The 25,344-nt window shown below is 32.4% G+C and carries 24 protein-coding genes; 19 read left to right on the top strand and 5 right to left on the bottom strand.

Annotated features, from left to right (window positions below; translation table 11 throughout):
- Positions 1-129 precede the first annotated feature (129 nt).
- The gene (locus HM981_RS06830; protein ID WP_179337861.1) at positions 130-1,560 is read left to right on the top strand and encodes a hypothetical protein; all 1,431 of its coding nucleotides are present in this window, start codon (positions 130-132) and stop codon (positions 1,558-1,560) included.
- 73 nt (positions 1,561-1,633) lie between these two features.
- Positions 1,634-2,110 (top strand): hypothetical protein, encoded by a 477-nt coding sequence (locus tag HM981_RS06835; RefSeq protein WP_179337862.1) that lies wholly within the window; start codon positions 1,634-1,636, stop codon positions 2,108-2,110.
- 4 nt (positions 2,111-2,114) lie between these two features.
- Here HM981_RS06835 and HM981_RS06840 read toward each other — a convergent pair whose 3' ends face one another.
- Entirely contained in the window at positions 2,115-3,275 is a 1,161-nt protein-coding gene (locus tag HM981_RS06840; RefSeq protein WP_179337863.1) for a THUMP domain-containing class I SAM-dependent RNA methyltransferase, read from the bottom strand.
- A gap of 215 nt (positions 3,276-3,490) precedes the next feature.
- Between HM981_RS06840 and HM981_RS06845 the strand changes: the two genes are divergently transcribed.
- The 8 genes from HM981_RS06845 to HM981_RS06880 all read left to right on the top strand — a co-directional run bounded on the left by HM981_RS06845 (position 3,491) and on the right by HM981_RS06880 (position 12,441).
- Positions 3,491-4,222, top strand: a complete 732-nt coding sequence (locus HM981_RS06845) for a class I SAM-dependent methyltransferase (RefSeq protein ID WP_179337864.1) — start codon at positions 3,491-3,493, stop codon at positions 4,220-4,222.
- 7 nt (positions 4,223-4,229) lie between these two features.
- The gene (locus HM981_RS06850) at positions 4,230-4,904 is read left to right on the top strand and encodes a ZIP family metal transporter (RefSeq protein WP_179337865.1); all 675 of its coding nucleotides are present in this window, start codon (positions 4,230-4,232) and stop codon (positions 4,902-4,904) included.
- Positions 4,904-5,332, top strand: a complete 429-nt coding sequence (locus tag HM981_RS06855) for a DUF4268 domain-containing protein (RefSeq protein ID WP_179337866.1) — start codon at positions 4,904-4,906, stop codon at positions 5,330-5,332. Before HM981_RS06850 ends, HM981_RS06855 begins: the two co-directional genes overlap by 1 nt.
- Before the next feature lie 152 nt (positions 5,333-5,484).
- Positions 5,485-5,913: a hypothetical protein gene (locus tag HM981_RS06860; protein ID WP_179337867.1), complete on the top strand. Its 429-nt coding sequence runs from the start codon at positions 5,485-5,487 to the stop codon at positions 5,911-5,913.
- 137 nt (positions 5,914-6,050) lie between these two features.
- Positions 6,051-7,133 carry an efflux RND transporter periplasmic adaptor subunit gene (locus HM981_RS06865; RefSeq protein WP_179338344.1) on the top strand — a complete coding sequence of 361 codons (1,083 nt, stop codon included), beginning with the start codon at positions 6,051-6,053 and terminating at the stop codon, positions 7,131-7,133.
- Positions 7,134-7,156: 23 nt separating this feature from the next.
- On the top strand, positions 7,157-10,405 hold the full coding sequence (locus HM981_RS06870; RefSeq protein ID WP_179337868.1) for an efflux RND transporter permease subunit: 3,249 nt from the start codon (positions 7,157-7,159) through the stop codon (positions 10,403-10,405).
- Entirely contained in the window at positions 10,398-11,840 is a 1,443-nt protein-coding gene (locus HM981_RS06875; RefSeq protein WP_179338345.1) for a TolC family protein, read from the top strand. Before HM981_RS06870 ends, HM981_RS06875 begins: the two co-directional genes overlap by 8 nt.
- 148 nt (positions 11,841-11,988) lie before the next feature.
- Positions 11,989-12,441, top strand: coding sequence for a DUF1569 domain-containing protein (locus tag HM981_RS06880; protein WP_179337869.1), 453 nt, complete (start codon positions 11,989-11,991; stop codon positions 12,439-12,441).
- A gap of 361 nt (positions 12,442-12,802) precedes the next feature.
- Here the strand turns inward: HM981_RS06880 and HM981_RS06885 are convergent, their stop codons facing one another.
- Entirely contained in the window at positions 12,803-13,414 is a 612-nt protein-coding gene (locus HM981_RS06885; RefSeq protein WP_179337870.1) for a trimeric intracellular cation channel family protein, read from the bottom strand.
- A 143-nt stretch (positions 13,415-13,557) separates the two neighbouring features.
- Positions 13,558-14,274 (bottom strand): RDD family protein, encoded by a 717-nt coding sequence (locus HM981_RS06890; protein ID WP_179337871.1) that lies wholly within the window; start codon positions 14,272-14,274, stop codon positions 13,558-13,560.
- A 35-nt stretch (positions 14,275-14,309) separates the two neighbouring features.
- Here HM981_RS06890 and HM981_RS06895 point away from each other — a divergent pair, with 35 nt between their 5' ends.
- The 7 genes from HM981_RS06895 (at position 14,310) to HM981_RS06925 (ending at position 21,143) form a co-directional block, all read left to right on the top strand.
- A complete protein-coding gene (locus HM981_RS06895; RefSeq protein ID WP_179337872.1) occupies positions 14,310-15,317 on the top strand; it encodes a stage II sporulation protein M in 1,008 nt (335 codons plus the stop codon).
- Positions 15,318-15,319: 2 nt separating this feature from the next.
- A complete protein-coding gene (locus HM981_RS06900) occupies positions 15,320-16,207 on the top strand; it encodes a hypothetical protein (protein WP_179337873.1) in 888 nt (295 codons plus the stop codon).
- Positions 16,208-16,945: a DUF4129 domain-containing protein gene (locus HM981_RS06905; protein WP_179337874.1), complete on the top strand. Its 738-nt coding sequence runs from the start codon at positions 16,208-16,210 to the stop codon at positions 16,943-16,945.
- A gap of 61 nt (positions 16,946-17,006) precedes the next feature.
- Complete coding sequence (locus HM981_RS06910) at positions 17,007-18,164, top strand: DUF4350 domain-containing protein (protein ID WP_246286171.1); 1,158 nt, start codon at positions 17,007-17,009, stop codon at positions 18,162-18,164.
- Positions 18,143-19,141: an AAA family ATPase gene (locus tag HM981_RS06915; protein WP_179337876.1), complete on the top strand. Its 999-nt coding sequence runs from the start codon at positions 18,143-18,145 to the stop codon at positions 19,139-19,141. The genes HM981_RS06910 and HM981_RS06915 overlap by 22 nt, the downstream gene beginning before the upstream one ends.
- 92 nt (positions 19,142-19,233) lie before the next feature.
- A complete protein-coding gene (locus HM981_RS06920) occupies positions 19,234-20,565 on the top strand; it encodes a DUF58 domain-containing protein (protein ID WP_179337877.1) in 1,332 nt (443 codons plus the stop codon).
- A gap of 158 nt (positions 20,566-20,723) precedes the next feature.
- Positions 20,724-21,143, top strand: a complete 420-nt coding sequence (locus HM981_RS06925) for a DUF2141 domain-containing protein (protein WP_317167169.1) — start codon at positions 20,724-20,726, stop codon at positions 21,141-21,143.
- 75 nt (positions 21,144-21,218) lie between these two features.
- Here HM981_RS06925 and HM981_RS06930 read toward each other — a convergent pair whose 3' ends face one another.
- Positions 21,219-21,698, bottom strand: a complete 480-nt coding sequence (locus tag HM981_RS06930; RefSeq protein WP_179337878.1) for a Dps family protein — start codon at positions 21,696-21,698, stop codon at positions 21,219-21,221.
- Positions 21,699-21,800: 102 nt separating this feature from the next.
- Between HM981_RS06930 and HM981_RS06935 the strand changes: the two genes are divergently transcribed.
- Positions 21,801-22,739, top strand: a complete 939-nt coding sequence (locus HM981_RS06935) for a LysR substrate-binding domain-containing protein (RefSeq protein ID WP_179337879.1) — start codon at positions 21,801-21,803, stop codon at positions 22,737-22,739.
- Between the two features lie 321 nt (positions 22,740-23,060).
- Positions 23,061-24,776, top strand: coding sequence for a T9SS type A sorting domain-containing protein (locus HM981_RS06940; protein ID WP_179337880.1), 1,716 nt, complete (start codon positions 23,061-23,063; stop codon positions 24,774-24,776).
- A gap of 128 nt (positions 24,777-24,904) precedes the next feature.
- On the opposite strand, the gene HM981_RS06945 is transcribed toward HM981_RS06940, so the two are convergent.
- Positions 24,905-25,105, bottom strand: coding sequence for a hypothetical protein (locus tag HM981_RS06945; RefSeq protein WP_179337881.1), 201 nt, complete (start codon positions 25,103-25,105; stop codon positions 24,905-24,907).
- Positions 25,106-25,344 lie beyond the last annotated feature (239 nt).

The following is a 25,344-nucleotide window of genomic DNA, read 5'->3' on the forward strand; positions in this document are numbered from 1 at the left end:
TTTTTACTCCTTCTATTCAGTCTCCTGTATTATTCAATGAAAATTTCAATAATTTAATTATTGTATTTTCGCACGTTGATTTCATTCAGAATAGATAGTAATAACAGCCCTAATTTAAAATAACAAATCATGAAAAAAATTATTCTAGCCTTGCTTATTTCGCTTCCCTTATTAAGTTTTGGTCAAAAAATAAAGGTAAAAAAAGGCCTTGTAACTTTTGATGGTACAACGGTTGCCAAAATTGATGATGATACCAGAGATCACTATAAATTTTCAACTTTAAAAGGAGAAAAAGCATTTGATGTTGTTTTTAAAGGCATGTCTGCGTCTAACCTTGAAGGATTTCAATGGTTAGAAATGACTTCAGCAGATGGTACAAAAACAGAAATTCCTTATGAAGTTTTAATGACGTCATTCAGTGTAACAAAACTTGTTATTAAATTACTAAGCGAAAAATACGAACTCATTACAACGAATGGTATAGACATGGCCAAAGTTGATGAATTCTTTGCTATAGAGCGCGAAGTGTTAAGCGATAAATATGCTAAAGCTGTAGTTGCGGCAAAAACAGATGCTGCTGAACGTGAGAAGACCGTTGGGAAATATAATCCTTTTGTAAAAGATGATGGTACTATTTTATTTGGTGGCTCTACAGGAACCACTATTGTAGGTCGTGCTTATTTCTCTAACAATACTTACACTGTACAAGATTTAGACCGCATCACTGTTGGTACAGCTAAAGGTTGCTCTACATGTACCGATGTGGATGCAACAACTTATACTGACGAAACTTTTAAATTTGATTATGGTTCTAAAACAATGATGACAGGTCGTTTCTCAAGATCGTTTGCACAAATTTTTGTTGAAGAATTATTAGGTCGCGGTTATCACTTGGGTCATGAAGCTAAAGCTTATAAAAATAAACTACATAACGAACGCGTTAATGTTGCTAAAGCACAAAGCATTAACCTTTATGGTGTTGCAGGTAAAATAACCGATAAAGATGGTAAAGTATACCAAGGTACTGTATTTGCGGTTTTCGAAAAATTAGAACTAGATCAATCACAACAAGAAAGTGGTATCTACGATCTCGATGCTATTGATAAATACGGAAAATTTGTAAGCGTTAAATACAAAAATGAAAAGAATAGAGATCGTATTAAAAAATTCGCCGCTAAAGACAATGTTACGTTTTGTGCTAATGATGACGGTACTGAAAAGTGCTTTATGGGAATAAAAACCAAAGGAAACGCTCTTAAAAAAATATCTAATGCTACTAACTTAGGGTTTGATAATTCTTATTTCTACGAAATCATTTATGAGAATAATGGACACATGGTATTATCTAAACCGGGAGAAGAAGGTACTTATGTTTTAAAATTTACAGATCAGAAAGCTGGTTTTATGATTGATAGTCGAAACAATGATAAAATCTCTGAAAAACTAGCCAAGTTTACTGCAGGTTGTAAAACATTAGCAAATGATATTAATAATGGAGAGTTTGATTTAAGCAACATAGATAACTTAAAACAAATTGTAGATGAGTATTGTAAAAAATAAACATTCACACCTATTATAACAATTTAAGGAAGGCATTTTTGTCTTCCTTATTTTTTAGCACTAATTTTATAACATGAAGATTGAATCTATCGTTACCATTAAAAAAGAATTAAAACACTTGTCTCAAGAAGAGTTGCTAGAGTTATGCTTGCGATTGGGGAAATTCAAAAAAGAAAATAAGGCACTGCTCACCTATTTGTTATTTGAATCTCATGACGAGGATGGCTATATTGAAAGTGTAAAATTAACTTTAGATGAATTGTTTGAAGGTATTAACTCTGATAGTTATTTCTATATGAAAAAGACGATCAGGAAAATTCTAAGACAGATTCGTGTGTATAGCAGGTACTCACTTAAGAAAACAACTGAAGTAGAACTCCTGCTCTATTTTTGCGAGCAAATGAATGACTTAAAACCATCTATTCATAAAAACATTACATTAAGCAATTTGTATGAACGACAAGTCCTTTCAATTAAGAAAAAAGTTGCCGTTTTACATGAGGATTTGCAGTATGATTATAATTTACAATTAGAAGCATTAGAACGCTAGATTTTTAAAGATTCTTCTTCGTTTTTTTACTTCCTTCATACATTTCGTACTTCACTAATCTCGCTTCCAGTTTTGCGTTATAAACTTTAATTTTACGAGAAGGTCTTAGTCCTACAAATTTTAATGCTTCGAGATTAGACGTAATTAACCAAGCATTGGTATTTGGATAACCATGTTTTAAAGTCGTACCAATATCTCCATAAAATTCTTCAACATTCAAATTTTCTAAACGTTCACCATAAGGAGGGTTAAAAACCATATGAAGTTTATCGTTTCCGGATTTTTGAGTTTTAAAGAAATCTTCATGCTGGATATGAATAAATTCATCTAAATGCGCATTTTTAATATTCTCTATCGCTTTAGCTACAGCTGAAGGTGACTTATCATAACCGGTTATTTTATAATGAAAATCTCGGGTTTTCTTTAAGAGTGAATCTTCAATGGTTTCAAACAACTCTACATCCCAATCTTCCCAACGTTCAAACGCAAACTCTTTTCGCATTAAATTTGGCGGAATATTACAAGCTATCATCGCAGCTTCTGCTAACATAGTTCCACTACCACACATAGGATCCATAAAATCACTTTGTCCGTCCCATCCTGTCATCATAATTAAACCAGCAGCTAAAACTTCATTTATTGGTGCAATGTTGGTTGCAGATTTATAACCTCTTCTGTGTAAAGATTCACCAGATGTATCTAAAGAAATTGTACAAACCTGACGATCTATATGCACATTAATTTTTAAATCAGGGAAACGAAGATCAACATCTGGACGTACACCTTCTAAATCTCTAAAACGATCTACAATAGCATCCTTTGTTTTTAAAGCCGTATAAAGCGAATGCGTAAACACACTATTGTGTACAGTAGCATCTACAGCCAAAGAGCCTGTTGCTTTCATATAGGTTTCCCACTTCATACTCTTTACGTTTTTGTAAAGGTCATCCTCTTTTGTAACTCTAAAAGAATGAATAGGTTTTAGGATTTTAATCGCAGTTCTAAGACCAAGATTAGCCTTATACATAAAGCCTTTGTCACCAACAAAACTTACATTTCGCACTCCTTTCTCTACTTGCGTAGCACCAAGTTTTGTTAGTTCGTTTGCTAATAAATCTTCGAAGCCAAATAATGTTTTGGCTAACATCTTATAATTATTGTCCATCAGTTGCTATTAATTAATAAACCCAAATTAACCTTTCTATTACCACTAAAATTTTCATTTTGTGCTCTAATTTTTATCTTTTATAGAATCTTAGCCATGCTAGGATGATGAAAAAAACTTTATTACAGTCCAAAAGTTAAACTTTTCGGTTTAAAACTAAAAGTCAACATGAGTTCGTTGCAAAAATACAGTATTTTTGCAGGACATTTAACGTTATGAGTAAATCTACTGAACAATGGTATGCATCTTGGTTTGACACACCTTACTACCATATTTTATATAAAGACCGAGATTATACAGAAGCCCAAGGGTTTATGGACAATCTTACCGACTATCTTAATTTACCAGAGCATGGTAAAATACTAGATTTAGCCTGCGGAAAAGGCAGGCATTCTGTATACTTAAATTCTTTAGGCTATAATGTCACTGGAGTCGATTTGTCTGAGCAAAGTATTGCGCATGCTAAGCAATTTGAAAACGAAACTTTAAAGTTTAATGTTCATGATATGAGCAAACCGTACCCAGATACATTTGATGCGGTTTTTAACCTCTTTACGAGTTTTGGTTATTTTGAAGATGAAAATTGTAATCTTGAAACTATAAAATCAATCCAAGCCGAATTAAATGATTATGGGTTTGGTGTTATCGATTTTATGAATGTGAACTACATTATTGAAAATTTAGTCCCTGAAGATGTAAAAACTGTTGACGGAATTGACTTCCTTCAAAAGCGTTCTTTTAAAGATGGTTACATTATTAAAGACATTAGTTTTGATGCCGATGGACAACATTTTGAATTTCAGGAACGTGTTAAAGCGTTTACTTTACAGGATTTTGAAACGCTTTTTGAAAAAGCTGGAGTTCATTTATTAGATGTTTTTGGAGATTTTAAGTTACATAAATACCATTCTAAAACATCTGAACGCTTAATTATGATTTTCAAGTAATTTATGCATGAATAGTTATTTATTACCATTACTAGCTGTTATAATTGGTATTGCTATTGCAATGTTAACAAAAAAACGAAAGTCAATTTACACCAAATTGCTTTTGTCTTTTAGTGGTGCTTTTTTATTAGCACTAACTCTTTTTGATTTGTTGCCAGAAGTTTACCACCACCTAGATGCCAAACAAACAGGTTTGTACATTATGTGTGGAATTTTACTTCAGATTATTTTAGAATTTTTCTCTAAAGGAGCAGAACATGGTCATGTACACATTCATAAAGACGATACCGATTTTCCTTGGCTACTTTTTATAAGTTTATGTATTCATAGTTTTTTAGAGGGTTTTCCTATTCACCAGCATAATGACATGGTGTATGGAGTGCTTATTCATAAAATTCCCATTGCCATATTAATCACCACATTTTTACTTCAATCTAGTTACAGTAAATTACAAATTGTAATCTTCTTGGTTGTGTTTGCTTCGATGACACCTTTGGGTACTTTTATTTCTAATAACTCTACTGTTATGGCTAATTCTGTAGATATTATTAATGCTTTTGTTATTGGTATATTTTTACATATTTCTACAACTATTTTGTTTGAATCTGGAGAAGGTCATAAATTCAACTTATCCAAGTTAGTAGCTATTTGTTTAGGTATTTTAATCGCTTATTTTATATAATGTTTTCAAAAGAAGAATCACGCTTACTACGACAAGAATTCTGGACCAGCTTCGGAAAATCATTTCCAAGAAAATGGTTATTGTACGATACAAAGATTAAAGGCGTTGCTTTTAAATTTCACTTTGATACTAAGTCTGCTTTAATCGCATTAGATTTAGAAGACGATCTCGAAAACCGTATTAATTGTTGGGAGAAGTTAACCGCTTTAAAAGGCATTCTACATAGCGAATACTTACCTGATGCTATTTACGATGAAGAATATTTTCTAGATAATGGTAAAGAAATATCACGTATTTACTTGCCTCTAGAACAAAAAGTATCTATCCACAATAAAAAGACTTGGAGAGACGTGATGGAATTCTTTAATAAAAACATGACTTTATTTGAAGCCTTTTATGACGAGTATCAAGATATCATAAAAGACTAGAACACTCTTTTTCGTTGATTTTTTAGAACAAAAAAAGTTTAATTCCATCGTCTTAAGTCAAGATTTAAAACGTTCGGTTATTGCTTTTAAGAAAATTTTAAACCTTCTCTTGTTGGTAATATTAATCTATTAGTATAGTTTTGTCCACTGAAATGAAAACCGCTTTCAAAACATATCTATCTTTATTTTTTGTTTTAGTACTAAATGCATTTGCTAGTTTACAAGCCAATAGCGTTATAAGTTCTATTACGGAAGATGTTGCATTTTCTAATTTTAATGCATCAAAGGTTTCAATAGAAAGCACAGATAGTTATAGCAATGCAACTGCTAATTATAGTGCGCTAACTAAAGAGACTGATAAAGATTTACTTTTTGATGTTATTGAAATTAGCGAAGGAGAAGAAGACGAATTATCCTCTAGATATAAAGCTTCTTTTAAAGATTATTTAGAGATTCTTTTAATTTACGCAAAGCTTTTTGAGAACACTTCTGATCTTCAAAACAATAATTATAGCCCTCAAAGCGCTATTAATGAACCTAGTCTTAGGCTTCATATACAATTCCAAGTTTTTATAATCTGATAATACAATAACAGACCTTACTTCAATACGTCTGTTTATAATTTAGAGCTTCAGAAAAACTCTAAAAAACATCATTCCTACTTTGGTTTGATTCCATTATTATATCATTTTATAAAATATTTAAACACGTGAATATCATTAAGAAAACAACCGTTTTCACAGGATTAGTTATGCTTTTATGTTTAGCTAGCTGTGAAGAACACAAAGAAGAAAAACATGAAGTCGTAACCTTTTTGGTTACCAATCCCGTAAAAAAAGACACTTCTATTACAAAGGATTATGTGAGCCAAATCCATTCTATCAGGCATATTGAATTACGAGCTTTAGAACGTGGCTACTTAAAAAATATTTATGTAGACGAAGGACAACACGTTACCAAAGGGCAACGCATGTTCCAGATTATGCCAAACATTTACCAAGCCGAATTACAAAAAGCAAAAGCAGAATCTAACGTTGCGGAAATTGAACTCAACAACACGCAGTTATTAGCCGATGGTGATGTGGTTTCTCCAAATGAGTTGGCAATGGCGAAAGCAAATTTAAACAAAGCCAATGCTGAAGTGTCTTTAGCACAAACACACTTAGGTTTTACAAGCATAAAAGCCCCTTTTGATGGTATCATGGATCATCTAGAAGCAAGAGAAGGAAGTCTTTTAGATGAAGGAGAATTACTTACAACATTATCTGACAACAGCAAAATGTGGGTTTATTTCAATGTTCCTGAAGCTGAATATCTAGATTACATTATGAGTGATGCTAAACAGAACAACAAAAACGTTGCGCTTTTAATGGCGAATAATAAGCGTTTTAATCAGAAAGGTATCGTAGAAACTATTGAAGGAGAATTTGATAGTGAAACCGGAAACATTGCTTTTAGAGCGACTTTCCCAAATCCGGATGGCATTTTAAGACATGGTGAAACCGGAAGTATTTTAATGAGTGTGCCTTACAAAGATGTTGTAATTGTACCACAAAAAGCTACGTTTGAAATCTTAGATAAAACTTATGTTTTTGTGGTAGATAAAGATAACGTGGTTCACCAAAGAGAACTAACCATTGGGGCAGAGTTACCTCATTTATTCATTGTAGATAAAGGCTTATCAGAAAACGATACCATATTACTTGAAGGTATTAGAATGGTAAAAGACCAAGAAAAGATTCATACTAAGCTGGTAGATCCTACTACAGTATTATCTAACCTAGCGCTTTACGCAGAGTAAATCTCATTTAATCTACAAACATCATGTTTAAAAAATTTATAAAAAGACCCGTCTTGGCCATTGTCATTTCGGTGATCATTATATTTATAGGTGGCCTTGCGATAAAGCAATTACCTATATCTCAATTCCCACAAATTGCACCTACAACGGTCAATATTTTTATCGCTTATCCAGGTTCTAGTGCAGATGTGTTGGTAAATTCAACATTAATTCCTCTAGAAACTGCGATTAATGGTGTGCAAGATATGCGTTACATTGCTTCTGATGCTACAAGTGCTGGTGAAGGAACATTACGTGTCATTTTTGAACCAGGAACCGATCCTAATGAAGCCGTCGTTAGGGTAAAAACTAGAGTCGATCAGGTGATGCCTTTGTTACCAGAATTGGTACAACGTGAAGGGGTTATTATTACACCTGTTCAGCCAAGTATGTTAATGTACGTTAACCTATCGAGTGAAAATAAAGATAACGACGAAAAGTTTTTGTACAACTATGCTTACACTAAGATAATTCCAGAAATACAACGTATCAATGGTATTGCAAGTGCTCAGATTTTAGGAAGTCGAAAATATGCGATGCGTGTATGGTTAAAACCAGACCGAATGCGTGCTTACAATATTTCTGCAGAAGAAGTCTTAGAAGCCATGGAAGATCAAAGTATTTTGGCGAGACCTGGTCGTTTAGGTCGTAGTTCTGGGCAAACTGCTCAATCTCTAGAATATGTATTAACCTATCAAAACAGATACAATGAACCAGAACAATATGAAGAAATTATTATTAAAGCCAACAAAGAAGGCCAAATTGTAACCCTTGCCGATATTGCTGATGTTAAGTTAGGAAGTGAATTTTTTGACATCTACTCTAACCTAGACGGAAAGCCTTCAGCCTCTATTGTTTTAAAACAAACCTTTGGTAGTAATGGTAGCGATGTTATTGATGCTGTAAAGGAAAAATTAGATGAACTAGAAGTCGATTTACCACCAGGAGTTGATTTTCAAATTAGTTATGATGTTTCTAATTTCTTAGATGCTTCAATCGATCAAGTTATACACACTTTAAGAGATGCTTTTATTCTTGTTGCCATTGTGGTATTCTTATTTTTAGGAGATTGGCGTTCCACATTAATTCCTATTATTGCCGTTCCTGTGTCCTTAATTGGCGCCTTTTTTGTGATGCAAATGTTTGGGTTATCCATTAATCTTATTACACTTTTTGCCTTAGTATTGGCTATTGGTATTGTGGTGGATAATGCCATTGTGGTCGTAGAAGCCGTCCATGTAAAAATGCACGAAGAAAACCTTACACCATATAAAGCCTCTTCTGAAGTTTTAGGTGAAATTGGAGGTGCTATTGTTGCTATTACTTTGGTTATGGTTTCTGTATTTATTCCAATTTCGTTTATGACAGGTCCTGTTGGTGTTTTCTACCGCCAATTCTCAATCACTATGGCTGGTGCCATCGTTATTTCAGCCATTGTAGCATTGACATTAACACCTGTACTTTGTGCCATGTTGTTAAAAAATAACCATGGTAAAAAACGCACGTCTCCATTAGATAAATTTATTGATTGGTTTAACGGAGGTTTCGATAAACTAACAGGTGGTTACGTTACAATTTTAAATAAAATAGTAGCAAGACGCTTCATCACTTTCGGAATATTAGCGGCATTCTGTGCTGGTATTTTCTTTACAAATGAAGTATTGCCAGCCGGATTTATTCCTAATGAAGATCAAGGAATGATCTATGCCATTATTCAAACACCACCTGGTGCCACTCTAGAGCGTACCAATGAAGTAGCTAAGAAACTTCAACAAATATGCGAAGATACTGAAGGTGTACAGTCCGTTTCTTCTTTAGCGGGTTATGAGATTATGACTGAAGGTCGTGGTTCTAACGCTGGTACTTGTTTAATTAACCTTAAATCTTGGTCTGATCGCGAGCATTCTGTTCATGAAATCATGGAAGAGCTTGAAGAGAAAACCAAAGATTTAGGAGCAATCATAGAGTATTTTGAACCACCTGCAGTACCAGGATTTGGATCTTCTGGAGGATTTGCCATGCGATTGTTAGACAAAACAAACTCTACAGATTATCATCATTTTGAGAGCGTGAATAATGAATTCATGGAAGCTTTATCTGAACGTGAAGAACTCACAGGTTTATTTACATTCTTCTCGGCAAATTATCCGCAATACGAATTGAAAATAAACAATAAAATTGCCATGCAAAAAGGGGTTACTATTGGTAAAGCCATGGAAAACCTCAACATTTTAATTGGAAGTACATATGAGCAAGGATTTATTCGTTTTGGTCGTTTCTTTAAAGTGTACACGCAAGCTGCACCAGAATACAGACGTTTACCAACAGATCTTGAGAAGTTATTTGTAAAAAATGAAGAAGGTGAAATGGTACCATATTCTGCTTTTATGAGTATTGAAAAGAAATTAGGTCCAAACGAAATTACGCGTTACAACCTTTACAACTCAGCTTCAATTAGAGGATTGCCTGCACCAGGTTTTACTAGTGATGATGCTATTAAAGCGATAAAAGAAGTTGCTGCAACACAATTACCTAAAGGTTATGATATTGCTTGGGAAGGTTTAAGTTTTGATGAAGCCCAAAGAGGTAACGAATCTATTTACATCTTCTTAGTAGTACTCATCTTTGTATACTTTGTACTTGCTGCACAATACGAAAGTTTCTTATTGCCTTTAGCTGTTATTTTATCCTTACCAATTGGTGTTTTTGGATCGTTTATAATGTTAAAAGGAATGGGATTAGCCAACGATGTTTATGCGCAGATTGGTGTGATCATGCTAGTTGGTTTACTCGGTAAAAATGCCGTGTTAATTATAGAATTTGCGGTACAAAAACAGAGGCAAGGTGCTACTATTTTAGAAGCTGCAATTGAAGGTTCTAAGGCCAGGTTTAGACCAATTTTAATGACATCGTTTGCTTTTATAGCAGGATTAATTCCGTTAATCATAGCTTCAGGTGCAGGTGCTATTGCTAATAAAACTATTGGTAGCTCGGCTTTAGGTGGTATGTTAATTGGTACACTTGGAGGTGTTTTAATTATTCCCGGTTTGTATTACATTTTTGCTAAAATGGCAGAAGGCAAAACACTGATTAAAGATGAAGCTAGTGAGCCTATTTCAGAAGAAATGATGCGTGTTAGTGAAACTAAAAATCAAAGTGCTGCTAATGCTGAAAAAATCAGCAAGCTTACTAAACTTTTCAAAAAATTAGGTAAAAAGAAAAATGATGAATAATTTAAAAAAGATAAGAAAATCGCAACTATTTGGTGTGTTCGCTTTGCTACTACTCTTCTCTTGTGTACCAATGCAAAAGGCCATAAGAGAAGAAAACAAAGCCGTACCTGAACAGTATACAAATGAAACTTCAGATTCCACTAATACAGCCAATGTACAATGGAAAACGTTTTTCTCTGATCAAAAATTGGTCGCTTTAATTGATACGGCTTTAGCAAATAATCAAGAGCTTAATATTATGCTACAGAAAATTTCGATGGCTAATAATGAAGTCAAGGTTAGAAAAGGAGAATATTTACCTTTTGTAAATGTATATGCTGGAGCTGAAGTTGAAAAAGTTGGAGAATACACTAGAGATGGTGCTGTAGAACATAATTTAGATATTCGTGAAGGCGAAGAATTTCCTGAGCCTTTAACTGATTTTTCTGTAGGCCTAGATGTTTCATGGGAACTCGATGTTTGGAAAAAACTACGTAACGGTAAAAAAGCGGCCGTTTTAGAATATCTAAGTACTATCGAGGGTAAGAATTTCATGGTGACCAACATTGTATCGGAGATTGCAAATTCGTATTACGAACTTTTAGCTTTAGATAATCAGTTAAACATTATAGAGCAGAATTTAGATATTCAGAAAAACGCTTTAAAAATGGTAAAACTACAAAAACAAGCTGCTAGAGCAACACAGTTAGCTGTTAGACGTTTTGAAGCTGAGGTTTATAAAAACCAAAGTAATAAGTTTGAAATCCGTCAAAGCATCGTAGAAACTGAGAATAAAATCAATTTTCTTTTAGGTCGCTATCCGCAGACCATCGATAGAGATTCTGATGATTTTATTGGGAGTCCTATTGATGCTATTCAAGCCGGTATTCCGTCACAGCTTTTGGCTAATAGACCAGATATTAAACAAGCAGAATATGAATTAGCAGCTTCCAAGTTAAATGTTAAAATAGCCAAAGCTAATTTTTATCCTTCTATTGGTATACAAGCAGGTGTTGGATTGCAAGCTTTTAAAACAAAGTATTTAACCAGCACACCAGAATCGGTTTTGTATTCGTTAGTTGGCGATATGGTAAGTCCTTTAATAAACAGAAATGCCATTAAAGCAGAATACAGCAATGCCAACAGCCGACAATTGCAAGCGATTTTCGAATATGAAAAGGCCATTTTAAATGGTTACATGGAAGTGGCTAATGAGCTTTCTAATATTAATAATTTAAAAGAAAATTATGATTTAAAAGCCAAACAAGTAGAAGCCATGACAGAAGCCATTGAGTTGTCTATTCAGCTTTTTAAATCTGCAAGAGCAGAATACACAGAAGTGCTACTCACACAAAGAGAAGCTTTAGATTCTAAAATTGAAATTATTGAAACCAAAAGAGACCAATTCTTGGCGAACGTAAAAGTTTACCAAGCCTTAGGTGGTGGATGGAATTAGTTGAAGAGTGCCCTGAATCTGAAAGCCATTTTGCACAATTGCAGAATGGCTTTTTTATTTATTCAAATTAGTTTGATTGTTTCTTAACATTAACCGAATATAATAATGATTACATTTATCATATCTATAATTTGAATTTCAAAAAAACATGAAAAATATTTTCGACAAACAAGTTACCGAAGAAGTTATTAACCGCATTAATCAACTTCAAACAACCACGAAACCACAATGGGGCAAAATGTCTGTTGATCAAATGTTAGCACATTGCAATGTTACTTATGAGTTTCTCTATGAAAACGTGCACCCAAAACCAAAAGGCTTCAAAAAATGGATGCTTAAAACATTTGTAAAAAGCATAGTCGTTAGCGACAAGCCCTATAAAAAAAATGGTCGTACCGCTTCAGAATTCTTAATAACAAGCCAAAAAGAATTCACTACAGAACAAGACCGTTTAACCTCTTACATTCAAAAAACACAAGACTTAGGAGGTGATTATTTTGACCAGAAAGAAAGTCATTCTTTCGGGAAATTATCAAAAACAGAATGGAACAATATGTTTTACAAACACCTTGATCACCATTTGTCACAATTTGGAGTGTAACCAAAGAGTAACTGCTTTTAATCTATTTAAAACAATATAAATAGTTGATACACCTTGTTTTAAAATAATAAGATAAAAAATAACGAGAAGAAAACCATTAATTCTAATATCTATTAGAATGTTTGTTATTACAACTTCTCAAATATTGTCTCAATTTAAATAATTAACTGATTTCATCAAAGGTGCATTTATAGCAATTGGCCTCAGACTCCGACTTATTTCTATAATTTTAGGGAATTTTAAAATTGTTTAATAGATTTTATTCTAAAATATCTAACTAAAAAAGATCACAGGAACTCAGCATAAAAAACAATCTATCTACGACATAAATAATTTTAAGCTAATTTAAAAATCATTGTATTTACCCTTCCTTTTTATACAAACTAGGCAAGCTAATTTTAAATTTAACTGCAATTAACCTTACCGTTATAACGACTAAACCTGCAATGAGATACAAAACGTTTTTATCTTCAAAAAAACGTAATAATATAAAATAGGTAAGACCTCCCAAAATACAAGCTGTAGCATAAATTTCTTTCCTAAAAACCACGGGAATTTCATTACATAAGATATCTCGTAATACACCACCAAAGCAAGCTGTCATTGTACCTAAAGCAATACAAATTAAGGGATGTAAACCAGCAACAATACCTATTTCTACGCCAACAATAGTGTAAAGTGCAATGCCAATAGTATCGAATAAAAACAATGATTTACGAAGGTAATTAATGCGTTTTCTAAAGATTACAGCAAAGGTTGCAGAAGCAATAATAACATAAACAAAGGTCATATTTTTCATCCAAGAAACAGGTTCAATACCAATCATAACATCTCGTAATGTTCCACCTCCTGTTGCTGTGACAAAAGCAATAATGAGCACACCAAATGGATCCATACGTTTGTTCATGGCTATTAATGCTCCAGAAATAGAGAAAGCGATGGTTCCTAATATATCTAAGATTTGAAAAAACATAGGTTATTTAATGGTTTTGGGGTTATCATTTTGCACTTGATGCAGCATCCAATTCATAATCGCAGTTATAGATTAAATACTTCAGCCTCGCTCAGTATAAGCAATTCATACAATTGTCGAAAAAACGAAAATTGATTCTCTGCTTACATGTTTTGAGTGTAATAATTATAATCCTTAATCACTTTAGCAACAAAATCTACGGGCTTCTCGCTAGTTTCTATCGTCATTATTTTTAATAAGCGATGGTGCAAATTTACAATGATGTTATGATTTCCATTTCTAATAGCATCGTCATATAGATTTTTAATCGTTTGCATATCACTATCATTTAACATGGTAACCTGACTATATGTTGGTACATAATCTAAAGGGATATCTTTAATAAGTGTATCATGAATAGTTAAGAGTTGTTTTTCACTAATTACAGTAGTACCAGCAGCAATATCACCGATACGCTGTCCATTTCCTTTAATTAAAATAGTAAAAGCAGCAACACCTCCAGAAGTTAAAGCGACATCTATAATTCTTAAAATCCAACGTACAAAATAATTAGAAAAACTAGGTTTAGAGCCGTCTAGCTTTACAACTCTAGTTTTCATAAGCATTTTCCCTACAGTTTTACCGTTTGTAAATGTTTCTAACAACACATAATATAGAAACGCTGGTAAAGACACAAGTAGATAGATTGCCCATGAATCTCCCATATCCAAATTTAAGGTCGTTAAAAGGAGTATAACACAGATCGTATATAAAAGAATAATGGCGCTATCTATAAGATAACCAAGCATTCTGTCTCCAATACTGGCAACATTTTGATTAATCCCTACATTTTGGGCAGTTTCTATTTGAAATTCATCCATATTTTCTTTACTTTGAAAGTCTAAAAGGGAATATAATGCGTGAAGCAGCTTTTGTAAAGCAAAATAAAGACAAATGGTTAGAATTTGAAAACATTCTTACAAATAAAACGCAAATAGATCCCGATTTACTTTCTGACCTTTATATTGAAGTCACAGATCATTTAAGTTATGCCAAAACATTTTATGCGAATAGTAATACAGAGCGTTACCTTAATCAACTCGCATCTAATGCGCATCAAAGTATTTATAAGACTAAAAAAGAACCCAAAAACAGACTTATTTCATTTTTTAAAACGGAATTCCCTACGCTCTTTTATCAGCATCATCGGGAACTCTTAATTACCTTCTTAACCTTTACCCTTTTTGTAACTGTTGGAGCATTTTCTGCCGCTAATGAAGGTGATTTTGTAAGATCTTTTCTTGGTGATGGTTACGTTAATATGACCCTTGAAAACATAGAAAAAGGCGACCCAATGGCTGTTTACAAAAAACAAGGTGAATTTAATATGTTTTTAGGTATTACACTTAACAACATAAAAGTAGCACTTCTTGCTTTTGGCTATGGTATTTTATTAGGCCTAGGAACTTTATATATTATGATGCAAAATGGCATTATGCTAGGCAGTTTTCAATATTTCTTTTATGAACAAGGCTTACTATGGGAGTCTGCTCGTACCATTTGGATCCATGGTACCATTGAGATATCTGTAATTATAATTGCTGGTTGTGCTGGTCTTGTTATGGGAAATGGCATGTTGTTTACAGGCACTTTGCCACGACTAGAAGCTTTTAAACGCGGAGTTATTAATGGCTTAAAGATTTTAATGAGTACTATTCCATTTTTTATTCTAGCAGGATTTTTAGAAGGTTTTGTAACCAGACATACTGAAATGCCAGATTGGCTAGCCATAGTAATTATTACAAGTTCTCTTGCGCTTATCCTATTTTACTACGTTATTTACCCTATTCAATTAAATAAAAGATTAAAACAACATACAGAACTAAAAAACACCATAGCACTAACCAATAAATCAACAGATTAAAAATGAACAAAGCCTACATAGAATTCAGAAAACAGCGTGATTTTAGCGCTATATTAACCGATACTTTTGGATTTATAAGAAATGAATTTAAACCCTTTGTAAAAACTATTTTTAATATTGCAGGGCCAGCAATTGTTATTTTTATGCTTTCTCTTGCCGCTTATAATTATGTTGCTGGAGATCTTTTTAACTTTACAGGCTTAGATGAACCTAGTATAAATTCATCTAGTGCCATAGTGACTATAATTGCTGTTGCGTGTTATTTTATTTCGGCCATTGCTGCGTATATTTTAACGGCCTCTACAGTACTTTTCTATATTAAATCTTATGTAGATCATAAAGGAGAAGTAGACAGCTCTGAAATTAAAACGAATGTTTATCAATCGTTCTGGTCATTTTTTGGACTTAGTTTTTTAAAAGGTGTCACATTAATTATTGCCATGATGCTTTGCTTTTTACCAGTCCTTTATGCTATGGTACCTATGGCTATTGTATTTAGTGTTTATGTTTTTGAACCTAAACGATCAACTTCAGATGCCTTTGGTCAAAGTTTCACGTTAGTGAATTCAGATTTTTGGACCGCCTTTGGTGCTTTTTTAGTTTTAGGAATTATCTATTATTTACTTGGCTTAGTCTTTTCAATACCATCTATTATATATGCTTTAATTAGTACAGGTATTTTTTCAGGTGAAATTGATCCAGCCAATTTAAATACCTTTTCAGCAGATCCTGTTGTTATCGTTTTAAATGTGCTAAACACCTTCTTTCAATTTTTACTAAATACTATAATGATGGTTGCAGGAGCTGTTATTTATTTTCATTTACATGAAAAAACAAATTTCACTGGCACCTACGATCGAATTAGCGAAATTGGAAAAACCGAAGATTAAATGCTAGTATTTAGACTTTTACTTCTATGTGTTTTTGTTGGGCAATTTTCTATTGCGCAACAAAACACGCCTTCTGTAAAGTTTGATGATACAACTATTGAAAAACAACATATTTCTGAAGATGATTTAGAGACCTATAAAGCAAACGACGACTTTAATTATAAAGAGGCTGTAGCCGAAGATAATTTTTTAGATAAAGCCTATAGCTGGTTTCAAAATATACTTAGAAAATTCTGGGAATCCATCTTCGGTGTTGGTACAGCTTCAGGATTTATATATTTTATATTTAGAATCTTACCCTATTTATTATTAGCCTTTTTAATTTTCTTATTAGTCCGGTTTTTCTTAAAAGTAAATTCTAACAACCTTATTACGAAAGCAAAACAACAAGGCTCTATTTTATTTACAGAAGAAGAACAAATTATTAAAAATGAAGATATTCCTGCTTTAATAAAAGATGCTATTGATCAAAAGAATTTCAGATTAGCTATTCGTTATTATTACCTGTTATCTTTAAAACATCTAACAGAAGGAGATCGTATTTCTTGGCAACCGCAAAAAACAAATGAAGATTATATTAAAGAGATTACTATAAATCATTTAAAAGTCGATTTTAAAAACATCACAAGAATCTACGATTACGTATGGTATGGTGAGTTTAACGTAGATGTTGTAAAGTTTGAAGCATTAAAAATCCCTTTCGAAAACTTAAATAAAACAATACAAAGCATTGACTAAAAGAGGTAAAATATACATTATACTTGTTGCCTTAGTTATGCTGGCAATTGTTGCTCTAGAGATGAGTAAACCAAAGGCTATAAATTGGTTTCCATCTTATGCTACGCATCATAAAATTCCATTTGGAACGTATGTTTTTAACGCGCAATTAAAACGTGTTGCAGATTCTGTTACGACTGTAGATCGTCCGCCTTTTGAATACTTACAGAATAATGATTTTAAAGGCACTTATGTTTTCTATAATGACGGTGTTGCTTTTGGTAACGAAGAACTTAATAGTTTATTAGATTGGGTCTCTAATGGAAATACACTTATGCTTGCTGCTGTAAATTTCGAAGAAAAATTATTAGACACTTTAAATTTAAGCACAACATCTGTTAACACCATTGATAATTTTGATAACGAATATCAAGTACAACTTGTAAATCCCAAATTAGACGCTACCAAATCTTACAAATACGATAGGTCTACAACCTTTTATCATTTCAACAAAATCGATACGTTAAAAACAACCGTTATTGGATTAATTGATACTTACAGAGGCGAAAACAAACCCGTTGAAGACACTTTGATTAGTAGTATTAAACAACCATTTGGCAATGGAGAAATTATTCTAAGTACGTTTCCTCAGGCATTTACTAATTACTTTATGTTGCAATCTCCAAATCAGGATTATACAGCAGGACTTTTATCTTACATAGACACATCAAACCCCATTTATTTAGATACTTATTATAAAACAGGAAAGACATTTTACACCTCTCCAATGTACATGCTTTTAAACACAGTGTCATTAAAATGGGCTTATTACTTGATGCTTATTGGTGCCTTAATCTATATTATTTTTGAAGGCAAACGAAAACAACGTGCGATACCAATTATTTCACCTTTACAAAATCAGACTGTAGATTTTACAAGAACTATTGCTAATATGTATTATGAAAGCGGAAAACATAAAGATATTTCGCAACATAAAGTACATCACTTCTTTGAGTATATAAGAAACACATTGCATCTGTCAACAGCAGAAATTAATACTAGTTTCATTAAAAACTTAGCTGCTCGAAGCAATAATACCGTTGAAGACACCCAAATTCTATTTAACGTTATTTCAACTTTAGATCAAAAAACAGAAATCAACAGCATAGAATTAGAAAGACTAAACACCTTAATAGAACAATTTAAATCCCATAATCAATGGAAGAAAACGACATCGTAAACGACGACTTAAATTTTGATAATAGAATTCAACTTGAAGATTTAAAAAATGCCGTAGAAAGTATTAAAAGTGAATTACGTAAAGTTATTATTGGACAAGATAATTTTGTAGAATTACTAATCGTAGCTTTATTAGCAGATGGACATGTTTTAATTGAAGGTGTACCAGGAATTGCAAAAACAGTAACCGCAAAATTGTTTGCTAAGGTTTTGAAAACGGATTTTAGCAGAATTCAATTCACTCCAGATTTAATGCCTAGTGATGTTTTAGGAACTTCTATTCTAAATATGAAGGAGTCGGAATTTGAATTTAAAAAAGGTCCTATTTTCTCTAATATTGTTTTAATTGATGAAATTAATAGAGCTCCTGCAAAAACGCAAGCGGCTTTGTTTGAAACCATGGAAGAGCGACAAGCAACTATTGATGGGACTACTTATAAATTTGATAATCCATTTATGGTTTTAGCGACTCAAAATCCTATTGAGCAAGAAGGAACATATGCGTTACCAGAAGCACAATTAGATCGTTTTATCTTTAAAATAAAAGTTGGTTATCCTTCTTTAGAAGACGAAATTAAAATTATAGCCTCTCATCATGAACGCAAAGGTGAGAAACCACAAACATTAATTAATGCGATTTTGGATACCGCATCATTAGAAGACTACAAAAGCAAAACACAATCTATTCTTGTTGAAGAAAAGATTATAAAATATATTGCCGAAGTGGTTTCTAAAACTCGAAATCATCCGCATTTATATCTTGGTGGTTCGCCAAGAGCATCAATTGCTATTTTAAATACTGCAAAAGCATTTGCGGCGATAAGCGCTCGTGACTTTGTAATTCCTGAAGATGTAAAAAAAGCATTAAATCCGGTATTAAATCATCGTATTATTTTAACGCCGGAGCGTGAAATGGAAGGTATGACTACTGAAAATGTCATTGAAATGATAGTACAGTCGGTTGAAGTACCGAGATAGTTTCCGTTTTCAGTAATCAGTAAGCAGTAAGCAGTAAGCAGTAAGCAGTAAGCAGTAAGCAGTAAGCAGTAAGCAGTAAGCAGTAAGCAAGTATGAAATTTCTAAAATCATTATACATACACAAACAACTCTATATTTATATAGCTGTGGCTTCGGTATGCTTTCTTTTATCTTATTGGATTTCCGTTTTATATGCTATAGCTTGGATGATAACTATTAGTATCGTTGTCTTGTTACTAATCGATCTACTTCTACTCTATCAACCACAAAATGCAATACAAGCGCGACGAATTTTACCCGATAAATTTTCGAACAGCGATAATAACCCTGTACCAATTACAATCACTAACAAATACGGTTTCAAAACGTATATTGATGTTATTGATGAATTACCTGTACAATTTCAAAAACGCGATTTTCTTTACCAAACATCTTTAAACCCGAATCAAAATCACGACTTTGATTATATTGTAAGACCTGTAGATCGTGGTGAATACTATTTTGGACACCTTAATGTTTTTGTGTCTTCTATTCTTAAAATTGTAAAACGCCGATATCAGTTTCAGAATCAGCAAATGGTAATGGTTTATCCTTCCATTATTCAAATGCAGAAATACGATTTTCTTGCCATTAGCAACGCATTGACAGAAATTGGTCTTAAAAAAATTAGACGAATTGGTAATACTTCAGAATTTGAACAAATAAAAGAATACGTTAATGGTGATGATTTTAGAACCGTAAATTGGAAAGCGACAGCGAAACGCGGACAGTTAATGGTGAATCAGTATCAAGATGAAAAATCGCAACCCATCTACTCTATTATTGATACTGGCAGAATAATGAAAATGCCTTTCAATGGTTTAAAACTCTTGGATTATGCGATTAATTCTACGTTAGCTTTTAGTAATGTCGCTTTAAAGAAGCATGATAAAGTAGGTATGATTTCATTCTCAAAAAAGATTGAAAGTTTTTTACCTGCAATTCAAAAACTCACCTATCTCAACCGTATTTTAGAAACCTTATATAATATAGATACGCAATTTACAGATAGTGATTTTGGGCTTCTCTACGCGCAATTAAAGCGTAAAGTAACACACAGAAGCTTATTGCTTCTTTATACCAATTTTGAACATATTAGTGGCTTAAAGCGTCAGATGCCATACTTGCAAGCCATTTCTAAAAAGCACATGCTTGTTGTGGTTCTGTTTGAAAACACTGAACTAGATACTATTCTTAAAGAAAATGCAGAAGACCTACAATCTATTTACCACAAAACTATTGCCGAAAAATTTGCTTTCGAAAAACGATTGATGGTAAAAGAACTTCAAAAACATGGTATTCAATCTATACTAACGGCACCAGAGAATCTAACCATTAATACCATCAATAAATATTTGGAGATTAAAGCGCGTGGACTTTTGTAGTGAATAGTGCATTTTTAAACGCACAACTCTCAACTAAAACACAACTCATCCTACTTAAATCACAATTCAGTATTTACAATTATTTAAACTGAAGCTTTTCCGTGATATTTGAATCATCAACAAAGAAGTACACCATTTTACTAACTATTAAATCTTACATGATGAAAAAATTACTTTTAACATTCGCACTCGCATTAACAACATTATTTAGCTTTTCACAAGACTCTAAAACAACCATTACGGTAACTATAGACAATGTAAAAAGTGATAAAGGAAACGTACAAATGTCGCTACATACAGCAGATACTTTTATGAAAGGCAACGGAGTTCAGAATGGTATATCTGAAATAAAAGACGGAAAAATAACCATCACTTTTAAAAATGTTAAACCTGGAGATTATGCAATTATAGCTTTCCACGATGAAAATGAAAATAAAAAAATGGATTTTATGGAAAACGGAATGCCATTAGAATCTTACGGAATGTCTAATAATTCTATGGCTTTTGGACCACCAAATTACGAAGATGCTAAATTTACAGTTGCAGATAAAGATTTAGAATTAAATATTAGATTCTAATAAAGTAACCCGTTATAAAACAAAAAACCTTCAGAATAAATCTGAAGGTTTTTTCATATAAAATCTTTGGTCTTCTTATACAGTCTCACCTAACCAAGCTTTCATCATCCAAACTGTTTTTTCTTGTTCAGTAATAAAATCGCTCATCATAGAATTTGTACCTTCATCATTCGCATCTCCTGCAGCTTCTAATATAGCACGTTCCATTTTTAGTAATTGGCCTAAAGAATCTACAATTAACTCTACTGCTTTTTCATCTTTAGATATATTTTTTCCAACAGGAACTTTTGCGGCTTTGGTATAATCTTCAAACGTATGTAACGGAGTTTCTCCTAAAGTTAAAATACGTTCTGCAATTTCATCTACTTTAAGATTTGCATCTGTATATAATTCTTCAAACTTAACATGAAGATCAAAAAAACCACGTCCTTTTATATTCCAGTGAATACCTCTTAAGTTTTGATAGTACAATTGAAAATTAGCTAATAATTGATTTAAATCGTTTGCTAATTCTTTTGTTTTTATGGTGTCTAAACCTATGCTATTTAATGTCATAATATTGATTTTTTAGTTATTCAAATTTACGGATGAAATAAGTATTATTTGTCATAGTTTACATGAATACTTTTTATACTTTTATAGCTTAAATGAATACCTATGACAATTACACAATTAAAGTACGCTTTAGCCATAGCAGAACATAAGAATTTTACCAAAGCAGCAGAGAAATGCTTTGTTACACAACCTACTTTAAGTACTCAGATTCAGAAGCTAGAAGACGAATTGGATATTATTATTTTTGACCGAAGTAAAAAACCCATAGAGTTAACTGAAGTTGGACGTAAAATTGTGTATCAAGCAAGAAATATTGTTAATGAAGCCGATAGAATTCAAGATATCGTCGATCAGCAAAAAGGATTTATTGGAGGTGAGTTTCGCTTAGGAATAATCCCAACCATTATGCCTACGCTTTTACCGATGTTTCTGAAGAGTTTTATTAAGAAATATCCAAAAGTTAAATTAAAGATTGAAGAATTAACCACTGAAGAAATTTTAACTAGACTTAGTGATGGTCATTTAGATGCCGCAATTGCAGCAACTCCTTTAGAAAGTGATAATATAAAAGAACGCGTTTTATATTACGAACCTTTTGTCGCATACATTCCTGAAAATCATCGATTAAAAGACAAGAAAACCATTGAGGTTTCAGACTTAAATATTGACGATATGTTGCTACTAGAAGATGGACATTGTTTCAGAGATGGTGTCATTAACCTCTGTAAAACTTTTAAAGATCAGATAGATGAAAACTTTCAATTGGAAAGTGGCAGTATAGAAACCTTAATAAAATTATCTAATGAAGGCTTAGGAATGACACTTCTTCCATATCTGCACACTTTAGATATCAAAGAAAAACTAAGTCCTAATTTAAGACACTTTAAAGAACCTTCTCCTGCACGTGAAGTCAGTATTATATATCATAAAAGTGAATTAAAAATGCAAATCATTAATGCCTTGCATGATGTGGTTTCTGGTATTATTCGCGGAGCAATAGCTTTTCAGAATGTAGAAATTATTAGTCCTAAAGCGAAATAAAAATTCCTTTTCGATTTAAAAGTAGTAGAAAAAATAATTCTGATACTGTAAAAAAAGCTAATGGGATATATCCATTAGCTTTTTTTTATTACACTAAAAAAAGCATCATTCCCCTCTTTGAAGCATTTATTTAAAGTATTGAAATAGAACACTTAACAAAAACAACCTTCATCGGACAAAACACACATTTCATCGTTGAAAAATCAACCGTTATCGAAAAGTTGTGTTTTTCAACCGATTAAATCAACATTTAAACGATTGCTTGTCAATATTTTATAAGTTTGTAAAATCAAAATACCTCACTGATCTAAAACCTATAAAATGAAAAACTTTACCTCAACTTTACTTTTCTTAACCTTCCTATCTGTTTTCAATCTATCAAAAGCAGAAAATTCAACTTTAAATTCAAATAAAAAAATTGAAACGTCAAATTCGAGTACATCTAGCGCAAGAGCAGATGTAACATCTGTAATTTACACATACGATGCAGGAGCATGGCTTCCAACTAATCCTTTTGGTTTATTAACCTCTGTTGATGATATTATAATAGAGTCTGGTATTGTAAACATCACGGCAAATGCCATATGTAATACCCTAACAGTAAAACCAGGTGCAACTTTAGTCATAGACTCTGGTGTTACTCTTAATATAGTAACATTAAACTTGAATTCTACGTCTCAAAAATATTCTAGTTTAATATCTGATGGTACTATTCTTGGAGCCGTTATATACCATAGATATACAGCTATAGTAGGAACAAATGATTTAATTTCTGCACCGATTTCGGGTGAACTTTTTCCTGATTTTGCAACGTTAAATCCAAATTTAGCCGAGTCAGGATTTATAAGAGCTTTCGCTCCTTATACGACATCTGCAGGAGCTTATCAAAATTATAATATACTCTCTAATGCTACAACATTAATTGAAGCAGGAAAAGGTTATAGAGCTGCAACAACAGACGGAAGTGCTTTAAAATTTACAGGTATTATTAGAACTGATGATGTATTGGATATACCTATTTCAGACGCTGCAGCTGGTAATGCTTGGAATTTAATTGGGAACCCATATCCTTCTTATATAGATTTTGATACTTTTTTCTCAATAAATAAATCACAAATTGAAACCGGATCTTACCAAGCTATTTATGGATACGATGGAGATGCGTCAAACGGGTGGACCGTGTGGAACCAAGCAACAATTGATTCTCCTGCAATAACAGAATTAATTGCTCCTGGTCAAGCCTTTTTTGTAAGAGCCAAAGCTGGTGGTGGACTTATTGATTTTACTAAAGCCATGCGTACGTCAGGTTCTTCTGATGATTTTATTTTAGGCAGAACATCTACACCACATTATGGTCATATAAAACTAAATTTAGCTTCTAGTGATGCTAACTTCAATACCGATTTTTACTTCAATAGTAATGCAACACAAGATTTTGATGCAGGTTATGATACTGCTTTATATAATGATAACCCTCCTGAATTATCTATTTATTCTCATTTAGTAGACAATAATTCGGGTACAAAATTTGCTGTACAATCATTAAATTCTAATGCCATGAACGACATTATTGTTCCTTTGGGTGTTAATGCTGTACAAGGCCAGGAAGTAACATTTAGCATTATTGAAAGTGATATGCCAGATGAAATAGATATCTATTTAGAAGATACTATGAATAATTCATTTACTTTACTTAACACAAGTGATTATGTTTTTACAGCTAATACTAATATTACTGGTACAGGACGTTTTTACCTTAGATACACATCTGCTGCGTTATCTATAAAAGATAATGAATTGAATAGTTTGAAAATTATTAATTTAGTAACCCCTAATCAAATTATTATAAAAGGTGTTTTAACAACTGATACTACAGCTCAATTGTATGATACACAAGGTCGATTGGTTTCAAATCAAACATTAGATTTATCTAGCAGCACAAATACCATAGATGTTTCTAGGATAAATACAGGGATATACATCATTAATGTTTTCAATGACAGCCAGAAAATAACACAAAAATTGATTCTTAAATAAATTAAGTCGCTATCATAATAATTAGTTATGGTAGCTTCTTTTTACCTATATAATGACCATACAAAGGTTTTAGTCTATTCCTATTTAAGAATAAAAAAACGTCCCGATAATTATCGGGACGTTTTATTTTATGATGCTTTTAAATAAATTAAACATTGATCTAATTCTGGATTCTGACTTATTAAAGACTGAATATAAATTCTTAGCTCTTCAAGTTCGTGAGGCAACAAGCGTCTTACTGCTTTTTGCACTTCCTTACAGAATAATGTCGCATCAAAACTGACTTTGTTGAGTACCACCTTAGTGTACTCGTACATTGCTCGCGCCATAGTTATTTTTTTTTGGTTTTTAGGTTAACAAAAAGTAATTTTTATCTATAGGCTGTTGTTTCAATTCTGATTTAAAGATAGTAAAAAAACCGAACTCATATTTAGTAAGCTTAAAGTTTAACAGCTTATTATGTTAAAAATTAGACTAACTCTGAATAAAAAACCTATTCTTTTAAACAGCAACACTTAAAAAATAAAAATCTGATATTCAGATAATTGAAAAATAAAACACCGAAATA

This window comes from Winogradskyella ludwigii, assembly GCF_013403985.1.
Taxonomy (GTDB): domain Bacteria; phylum Bacteroidota; class Bacteroidia; order Flavobacteriales; family Flavobacteriaceae; genus Winogradskyella; species Winogradskyella ludwigii.